The organism is Streptococcus sp. 2100 (genome assembly GCF_013276335.1).
In the GTDB taxonomy this organism is placed as follows: domain Bacteria; phylum Bacillota; class Bacilli; order Lactobacillales; family Streptococcaceae; genus Streptococcus; species Streptococcus pseudopneumoniae.
Map to the genome: position 1 here is coordinate 1 of NZ_VMKV01000083.1, position 8,307 is coordinate 8,307.

Below are 8,307 nucleotides of genomic sequence, written 5' to 3' on the forward strand. Positions count from 1 at the left end.
ACGAAGTCAGTAACCATACATACGGTAAGGCGACGCTGACGTGGTTTGAAGAGATTTTCGAAGAGTATAAATACCTACTCTATTTTCTATTATAATCTCTTACTGGCCTTTTGTCTGTAAGCAACTGACCACTCGATAAAACAAAGAGAGCCTATCGCTCTCTCTGCTTGCATTTCACTCTCTATAGAATGAAAATTATTTAGCTGCTTTTGAAAATGTTACAACGTAGTTATAATCTTTCCCATTAGCTTGATAGACATAGTCCTCTTTTAAAGTATAGCCACGTTTGCCCAACTCTTCTTTCTTAGCATCAACTTGGTTCTTGACTGCCACTTTTACTTCATCATCTGTTGAACCTTCCGCGATTTCAAGAGGAGTTCCATTGATATCTCCTAGAAAACCTGCAATATCTTTCATTTTATCAAAGTTATAAAAAACATTGACTTTGACCTTTTGAGGAGCTGGTGTTACAACTTCTTCAGCTTCTACTGTTGTTCCTGCGTCTTTTGGAGCTAGTGTTTCTTCTGTTCCTACTTCTACAGATGGTTGTGTGTCTGTTGACTCACTTTCAGAGGTAACTGATGCTTCTTTTGACTCTGACGATTCTTCTGATGTGGCATTTGTTGTTCCATCTTGTGTCTCAGAATTATTTTCTTGTGAATTTACTAAGTTAGAATCAGACGAAGTCGCTTCTCCAGTTTCTTCTGTGGTGGTCAATACTTTTTCTGAGTCTGATGATGGAGCTACAGATGTTTTTCCTGTTTCTGCCATATCCGTAGCTGATGTGTTTTCAGCTGGTTCTACTTGGCTTTTCTCTGTGCTTTCCGTAGATTCTACAGTCTTTGCTTCCTCTGTTGCTCCGTTACCGTGCGATGTTACATCTCTTGTTTCTGAAGACGCTTCCTGTGAATTAACATCTTTACTGTTTGTCTCTTCTATCAGATGTGTTTTCGACAATATCAGCTTTTGTTTTAAATGAGGAAAGTTGAGATTCTGTCACCTCTGCTTCTTGAATTGCTGGCCCATACTGTCCAACTAAAGCCTCCGAGTCGACCTTATCTCCTAAAATTTGTGCAACAGTAATCCAGTGATGTTCATGACGAGGGTTATTAAATGCACCAAGACCTGTATAAGTATATAGAGGATTTATCAATGATTTATAATGACCAGTTTGACCTGCAACTGTCTCACCCTTTGATTTTTTAATATAATCGGCTTTTTCTGAGTACCATTGCTTAATCGCCTCTGCAAATCCTTTATAATTCCACGCCAAGTTTTCTCCAAATGTTCTAGTACCAGTCGGAAAAGCTGTCCAAATATTTTTGTCAGAGAGACGAGCATGGGCATTCGTAATAGAAGACTCAGCAGCTCTCATAAGAGCCGTTTTTTCCAGTTGTGTTGACCACTTAATCGGAACATACTTATCTACTAATTTCTCCTCAAAAGCCTCTTTACGAATCTTATTAAGAGAATCTAAGATAGCTTGTTGATCTGGTGTTAAAAATTCTCCTTTGATTCCCACCAAAACATTGCCAGCAGATGCTTGACTCACTTCCGATTTAAATACAGTCTGCACCTCCTTTTGTGGTACAGCCGGCACTTCCCCTTTCGGTGTTACTGGATCTTCCGTGGTTGGTCTTGTAGCTACCGGTGCTTCTGATTTTGGTGCTGGAGACGCTGGTGCTTCTGATTTTGGCGCTGGCGCTGCTGGTGCTTCTGCTCTTGGTTCTGATACCATTGGCTCTTCTGCTTTTGGCGCTGGGGTCGCTGGTGCTTCTGCTTTTGGTTCTGATACCGTTGGCTCTTCTACTTTCGGTGCTGGAGATACGGGTGCTTCTGCTTTTGGTTCTGATACCGTTGGCTCATCCGCTTTCGGTGCTGGGGTCGCTGGCTCTTCTACTTCTGGTGCCAGTGTTGCTGGTTCTTCCGCTTTTGGCGCCGGTGACACTGGTTCTTCCACTTTTGGTGCTGGGGTCGCTGGTTCTTCCGATTTTGGTTCTGATACCATTGGCTCTTCCACTTTCGGTGCTGGCGCTTCAGAACTTGGATTTGAAACTACAGGTTGATTTGTTGTCCCTATATTTGAAAGGGCCTTGTCTACTACTGGACTTGATTCAGTTGAGTTCCCTGATTCAGTTGAGTTCCCTGATTCAATTGTAGTATCTGCAGATGGAGCATGTAAAGTTTCTGATCTTGTTTCGGCTTTTGGCGCAACTGAGACTGAGGTTTCTGATCTTGTTTCGGCTTTTGGCGCAACTGAGACTGAGGTTTCTGATTTCGATGCCGGCAATACTGACTCTTCAGCTTTCTCTGCTGACGCCGCTGGGATTTCCACAGCTACTGGTGTCGTTTGTTTAACAGTAGTCCTTTGTTCACCAGTTACAGTATCTGTTTTTGTTTCAACTTCATAACTTTGACGACTACCAGAATTATCAATCGACACTCGCTGTCTTTTTACTTCTGTATTTCCATCTTTTAGAAAAGCCTCTTCGCTAAAATACAATTTATTATTAGCAAAAATCAAATCTCTATTTGCAATACGATTTATCTCAACCAAACTATCAACAGATAGCCCCGTTGCCCCACTAATAGCACTCAGTGTATCTCCCCACTTAATTGTGTAGTGTGATAAATTGTCTATATTTAGAATATCAGCTTTCACTTCCTCAACTGTTCTGGCTACCCAAACACCATCTTGTTCACTGGCTGATACAGTTGGAGCTAAAAAGCCTAGCCCCAGTAGAATCACACCTGTCGCAACAATTGCACCCGTTCTTAATTTTCTAAAACCACGGAGGGATAAGCTTCCTCTAACATTTGTTTGTCTCATAATATTTATTTTTCCTCACTATTCTATATTTTCCAAGGTAGACCCTGCCTAGGTCTACTAGCCTATGTTTGCGATATGGATAGGCTTCTACAGATTTATCTATAGATTTTTATGCACAATTCCATATATAAGTTGCGAAACTCCTTTCTAATAAATTCCATAACCTTAGTATATCATATTTAAGTACTAAAGTACAAAGAAAGCAACTGAAAGCAATGATTGTTACCATTGCTTTCTGCTTCATGTATCATTTTAAAACTTTCAGTTGCTAGCCTCATTTTTCAGTCTAGCATCCGTATTATTCACCATCCAGCAGAAGTTCTTTTGGTTGTTTTCTAAGGAGATTGCTTGAAGCAAGCGCCATAACGAGAACGACTAGAACTAAAGCAAGAACAAAGACGATGATAAAGTCTGATGTCTGAATGGAAATATCTAGGCTTGACAAGGTCTTGTTAAAGCCATCTACTTCTGCACCACCACCAAGGTTAGAGGCTTGAGCCGCCTTGCTAGCCTGTTTGGCAACACCTGAAGTCACATTGGCAAGGACAGTGTTTCCAATTGCACGGGCAGTGTAATTAGCTAGGAAGTAAGCAGAAACTAGAGCAGGGATAGCAATCAAGATGGATTCGGTGATGAATTGCCCCAAGATACTTGCCTGCTTGAGGCCGATAGAGAGGAGAATTCCCACTTCCTTGCGACGGGCGTTGATCCAAAGGCTGAGCAAGAGGGCAAGGAGGAGAACTGAGAAGCTCAAGCTACCCCAGAAGAGGAGGTTGGCCATCTTGTACATACCAGAGATAGATTGCTCAAGAGCTGGGTAGTTAGAGGAGCTCTTGACGAGTGTGTAGCTCTTCCAGTTGATACCACTGATGCCATTCAACTCTTTCATAACATCATCCAAGTTCTTGTCTGCTGTTACAAAGAAGGTTGCGTCCCCATAAATGGCTGTGTCTTCTGTGTATCCATAAAGTTTTGCAGCAGTGTGAATGTCTGTAATAGCTGTGTTTTCGTAAAGTTCTTGTGAGTAGGTTACTGCTGACTTATTATGACCATCAAAGAGTCCCTTGATTGTCACTTCAACTGTTTCCTTGGCTCCTTTTTCATTGTCTGCATCGTAGATATTGGAGTCCAGTTTAACCTTGTCCCCTACTTTCCAGCCGTGTTTGGCTGCCAAGTCCTTGTGCAAGAGGATTTTATCCTTGTCGTCGTTGGTTAAGTGCTCTCCTTCGACTAGTTTATAAGAACCAGAGACAAACTTGTCTTCTTTAGAGGAGTCATTGACACCAGTGATCATCAAGCTACTTCCAAAACGTTTGGCACGATCAGCAGTGAAATTCTTCTTGGTTTCTGGCGTTTCAATGAGGTCATATCCAGTCAAATCTCCGATAGCGTTGATACGTTTGACATAAGACTCGATGGCCTTGTTTTCGGTGATTTTTTTGATGTCTTCACCCTTGATATTCCCAGCACCACGAGGCGTTCCTTGGTTGACGCGACGATTGATTTGCATGGAGAAGCTGTTGGTGATATTTTTAAAAGTCTCCTGAGAAGCCTTGGCAGTAGCTCCCTTGATCGACAAGCCAACCAAACTCAAGCTCGCCATGAGGAGAATAATCAGGAAGATGACAATCGATTTGAAAAACTTCCTTGTAACATAGGCAAATGCGTTGTGTAACATAGGTTCCCTTTCTAGATTTTATTCTATTTTATAGTTTGAACAGAAAAAGTTCGTATTATTTCGTAGTATTTCGAGTTTCAGTCAGTTTCTTATCTTTCAACTCAAGTGTAATATCTGATGCTTGTGCCACTTCTTTGCTGTGGGTTACGACGATGACACATTTACCTGTTTTCTGGGCAAGTGATTTGAGCAGTTCGACAATATCTCCAGCAGTTTTAGGATCCAGATTTCCTGTTGGCTCATCAGCTAGAATAACTGGAGCTTCTGAGACCAAACTGCGAGCAATGGCAACACGTTGCTGTTGACCACCTGATAACTGGAGAACATTCCGCTTGATCTGATTTTCATCTAAACCAAGCTCAAGTAGTGTATCCTTGCTTGCCTTTTTGTTGACCAAGCGGATATTTTCCAGTGGAGAAAGATAATCTATCAAGTTATAATTTTGAAATACCAGGGAAATATGGTGCATACGATGGTAGGAATACCCCTTCTTACGAATATCCTCTCCTTGGAAAAGAATCGAACCTTCAACAGGACTATCTAAACCAGCAAGTAGGGACAAGAGAGTGGATTTCCCCGCTCCTGACTCCCCAATAATACTGTAAAATTTCCCAGGTTCAAAATGATAATTGATCTGATATAGGACTGCCTCAGCAGTGTTCTTATAACGGTAGTTAAGGTCTTGTAATTGTAATAAAGTCATGATTTCTCCTTCTTAACTAATAGATGATAAAATTTCTTTCGGCGATTTTCTAAATAAGAATAGGAAACAAAGGGCTACAGATAAGCAACTAAGCAGAACTAGAAAAACATAGGATTCTGCAAAAGATAGGGTGCTGGTTGATAGACTGCTTGCTTTAGCTAGCGTGTCTTGTAGGGCTGCCTGATCTCCACTTGCTAGTAGGGTTTGGAGTAGGTAAGATGTTATTGCGTTTCCTGCAACAAATGCTGGAAGCAAAGCACTGAGAGATACCAAAACTACCTCTAAACAGAATTGTAGGAAGATTGAGCTCTTGCCTTTTCCAAGTGCCAGTAAAATTCCCACTTCGTAGACCCTTTCTCTCAACCAGAGAGACAAAACCAGAATTAAGGCTCCTGCTCCTGCTATCAACATCCCATAAAGGAAGATGGTCAGGAAGATTTGGAAGGTTTCCACTGAGTCTTTGATTTGTTCAAAGGCCTTGTTTTCCTTTTCGACTTGGTAGCCTTGATTTTCCAAGGCCAAGTTTTCTACCTGCTTCATGAGTCCGTCCATTTTCTTAGGATTTTCTACATAGAAGCGTGCTGCACTGACTTGAGCTTCACTATTGCCCAAAAGGGTTTGGCTACTTTCATAATCTGTAAAGACTTGATTTTCACTGAAGTCAGAAGACAAGCCTGTAAATTTCTCTTGTTTTTTACCAGAGAAGATTCCGACGATTTCAAACTCGACAGTTTGTCCTTTGCCAGATTCTGACTGTCCAGCATCCAAGCTAATCTTGTCATGAAGTGAAAGACCGTTCTTCTTAGCCAACTCTTCGTGGATGATGATTTTCTTTGAATCCCCTTTTTGAAGGTGACGACCTTCTTTTAGGTTGAAAGCCGAGCTAGTAAAGGTTACATCCTTGGATGAATCCTCAAGAGCCGTTAAGCTGACCAAGTTTTTGTCCGCTGCTGACAATTCATCACGCTCCACGCTCTGCTCGCCACTCACTGCTTCCTTGTCTTTTAGTTTTGCGACCGTCTCGAGTTCAGGAGAGACATGTTCCAGTCCCTTAATCTGGCTCACGGATGATAAGTCCGACAACTTGAAAGTCTGACCATTTTCTATCTTCTTAATAGAAAAAGATGTATTGAGTGATTTGTAAAGATTGGTTTCAACTGTTTTGTTGGACTTCATCAGCGTCAAACAGGCTGAAATTCCAGCAAATAGGACCAATAAAATCAGAAATAAAATAAAACTTCTCAGTCGTTTTCTGCTGACATAAGCCCAAGATCTTTGGATTGGATTCATTTGTCACCTCCATATTTGTAAGACTATTATAAAACCCAAATATGAAATGTTTATGAAATACGAAAAAAATATCGAGTAGGGGATAATCTCTAGTCCCTCTCACACCACCGTACGTGCCGTTCGGCATACGGCGGTTCAACTAACTTTTAAAGCATGTCGTTCAAGGTCATAATCCAAACACAAAATCAGTCCACGTTTTTCTTAGGCTAAAAGAGTCCACTGGACTCTTTTACTCCGTCCCATAACCAATGATTTAATAGCGCGTTCAGCTAGATTATTGGAAAGGACCAGATGCCCGTCTTTCAATAGAAATCACGACTTTCTGATGAATTTATTTTGGGAGTGATAGAAAAGCCCTTCATAAGCCAGTCTACTTGTTCAGGCGTGAGAGCTTTGATATCCTTTTCTGTACTGGGCCAAGTCAGTCTGCCGCTCTCAAAGCGTTTATATAGTAGCCAAAATCCTTGACCATCCCAGTAAAGGGATTTAAAGCGGTCTTTACGTCCACCACAAAAGAGAAAGACTTGACCTGAAAAGGGATTTAATTCAAAGTGGGTTTTAATGAGATAAGCCAGTGAATCAATGCCTTGCCTCATATCCGTTTTCCCACACACGAGATAGACCTGCCCTAGGCTAGATAGATGAATTGTCATAGAGCAACACCTTATCCAAAAGCTCTTCTATCATTTCGAGATTGAGAGATTGAAAAAAACTTAGTTCAAGCTTGCCAATACGAATTTTAAGCAGAATGTCATTTCTCTTTTTAGAATCAAAATGTCGAGATTGTGGAATCTTTACAGGAACAATAGGTTGTGGCATTAAAATATCCTCCAATAGTTTTACTTTACGAATAGTATACAGGAGGAGCTCCATGAATGATAGATACCTTGTTATGACGCGCTTACCGTACTATTATAAATTCAATCCACTATATCATTTGATTCACTAGTAAAAAAAGGATAACATCTCCTCTCGGAGATGCTATCCTTTTGGGGGCGACTAGAACATAGTGTTCCAATCTATTTTCGTTAAATTTACAGAATGTTTATCCTATGAATTATTTTATCAAAGTAATTTCTTACTCTTCTTCCTCGCGTTTTTTCGCGATAAGGAGTCCCCCTGTTGCTGCTGCAAGAAGTGCTAGAGCAAGTGAAGCGCTAGATTGTTCTGTACCAGTATTTGGCAATTCTTTCGCTCCTGCTTTCTCAGCTGGTGCTTGAGCAGGTGAATCTTGGTTGGTAGCTGGATTAACTGCTACTGAACTATCTGATTTCTTGACTGTCTTATCTGCTGGAATAACAGATGTAGTACCATCTTCAAAGGTTACAACTACTGATCCGTCTTTGTTTACCTTAATATCTTTCGCAGTTGGGTTAGATTTCTTAACTTCTTCGGCTACCTTAGCTTTTTCTGCGTCAGTCAAGTTGCTTGGATCTTTAACTGATGTTGCTGACGGGTCCTTAACACTATCTGCATCTTTAGCTTTCTCAACTGCTTTAGCTGCTGGAATTACTGCTGTTGAGCCATCTGGGAAGGTTACAGTTATTGTTCCATCTTTACCTACTTTAACATCTGTTGCAGTTGGGTTAGATTTCTTAACTTCTTCGGCTACCTTAGCTCTTTCTGCATCAGTCAAGTTGCTTGGATCTTTAACCGATGTTACTGATGGATCTTTAACACTATCTGTATCCTTAGTTGATGGATCTACTGGTTTAGATTCTGGTTTCGAGTTTGGATCTTTCGGATTTGTTCCCTTATCTACTTCTTCTTTATCTGTGAAGCCATCGCCGTCTGTATCGGCTTTAG

General features: G+C 41.0%; 8 protein-coding genes and 1 pseudogene. All 9 read right to left on the reverse strand.

From position 1 onward, the window contains the following. Positions 1 to 195: 195 nt before the first annotated feature. Complete coding sequence (locus HT669_RS09915) at positions 196 to 957, reverse strand: hypothetical protein (protein WP_172922326.1); 762 nt, start codon at positions 955 to 957, stop codon at positions 196 to 198. Continuing rightward, positions 920 to 2,830 carry a CAP domain-containing protein gene (locus tag HT669_RS09920; RefSeq protein WP_172933699.1) on the reverse strand — a complete coding sequence of 637 codons (1,911 nt, stop codon included), beginning with the start codon at positions 2,828 to 2,830 and terminating at the stop codon, positions 920 to 922. The genes HT669_RS09915 and HT669_RS09920 overlap by 38 nt, the downstream gene beginning before the upstream one ends. 298 nt (positions 2,831 to 3,128) lie before the next feature. Further along, complete coding sequence (gene vex3, locus HT669_RS09925; protein WP_172922328.1) at positions 3,129 to 4,508, reverse strand: ABC transporter permease subunit Vex3; 1,380 nt, start codon at positions 4,506 to 4,508, stop codon at positions 3,129 to 3,131. A 55-nt stretch (positions 4,509 to 4,563) separates the two neighbouring features. After that, entirely contained in the window at positions 4,564 to 5,211 is a 648-nt protein-coding gene (gene vex2, locus HT669_RS09930) for an ABC transporter ATP-binding subunit Vex2 (RefSeq protein WP_000173719.1), read from the reverse strand. A 12-nt stretch (positions 5,212 to 5,223) separates the two neighbouring features. Next, positions 5,224 to 6,501, reverse strand: a complete 1,278-nt coding sequence (locus HT669_RS09935) for an ABC transporter permease (RefSeq protein WP_172922694.1) — start codon at positions 6,499 to 6,501, stop codon at positions 5,224 to 5,226. 234 nt (positions 6,502 to 6,735) lie between these two features. Beyond that, positions 6,736 to 6,810 (reverse strand): annotated as a pseudogene (locus HT669_RS09940) (transposase); the annotation flags it as partial. After that, entirely contained in the window at positions 6,804 to 7,154 is a 351-nt protein-coding gene (gene tnpB, locus HT669_RS09945) for an IS66 family insertion sequence element accessory protein TnpB (protein ID WP_023937629.1), read from the reverse strand. The gene tnpB and the pseudogene HT669_RS09940, both read right to left, overlap by 7 nt. Continuing rightward, entirely contained in the window at positions 7,135 to 7,320 is a 186-nt protein-coding gene (locus HT669_RS09950) for a hypothetical protein (protein WP_172922330.1), read from the reverse strand. The genes tnpB and HT669_RS09950 overlap by 20 nt, the downstream gene beginning before the upstream one ends. A 259-nt stretch (positions 7,321 to 7,579) precedes the next feature. After that, on the reverse strand, positions 7,580 to 8,307 hold a 728-nt coding region (locus HT669_RS09955; RefSeq protein WP_172922693.1), incomplete at its 5' end, for an LPXTG cell wall anchor domain-containing protein.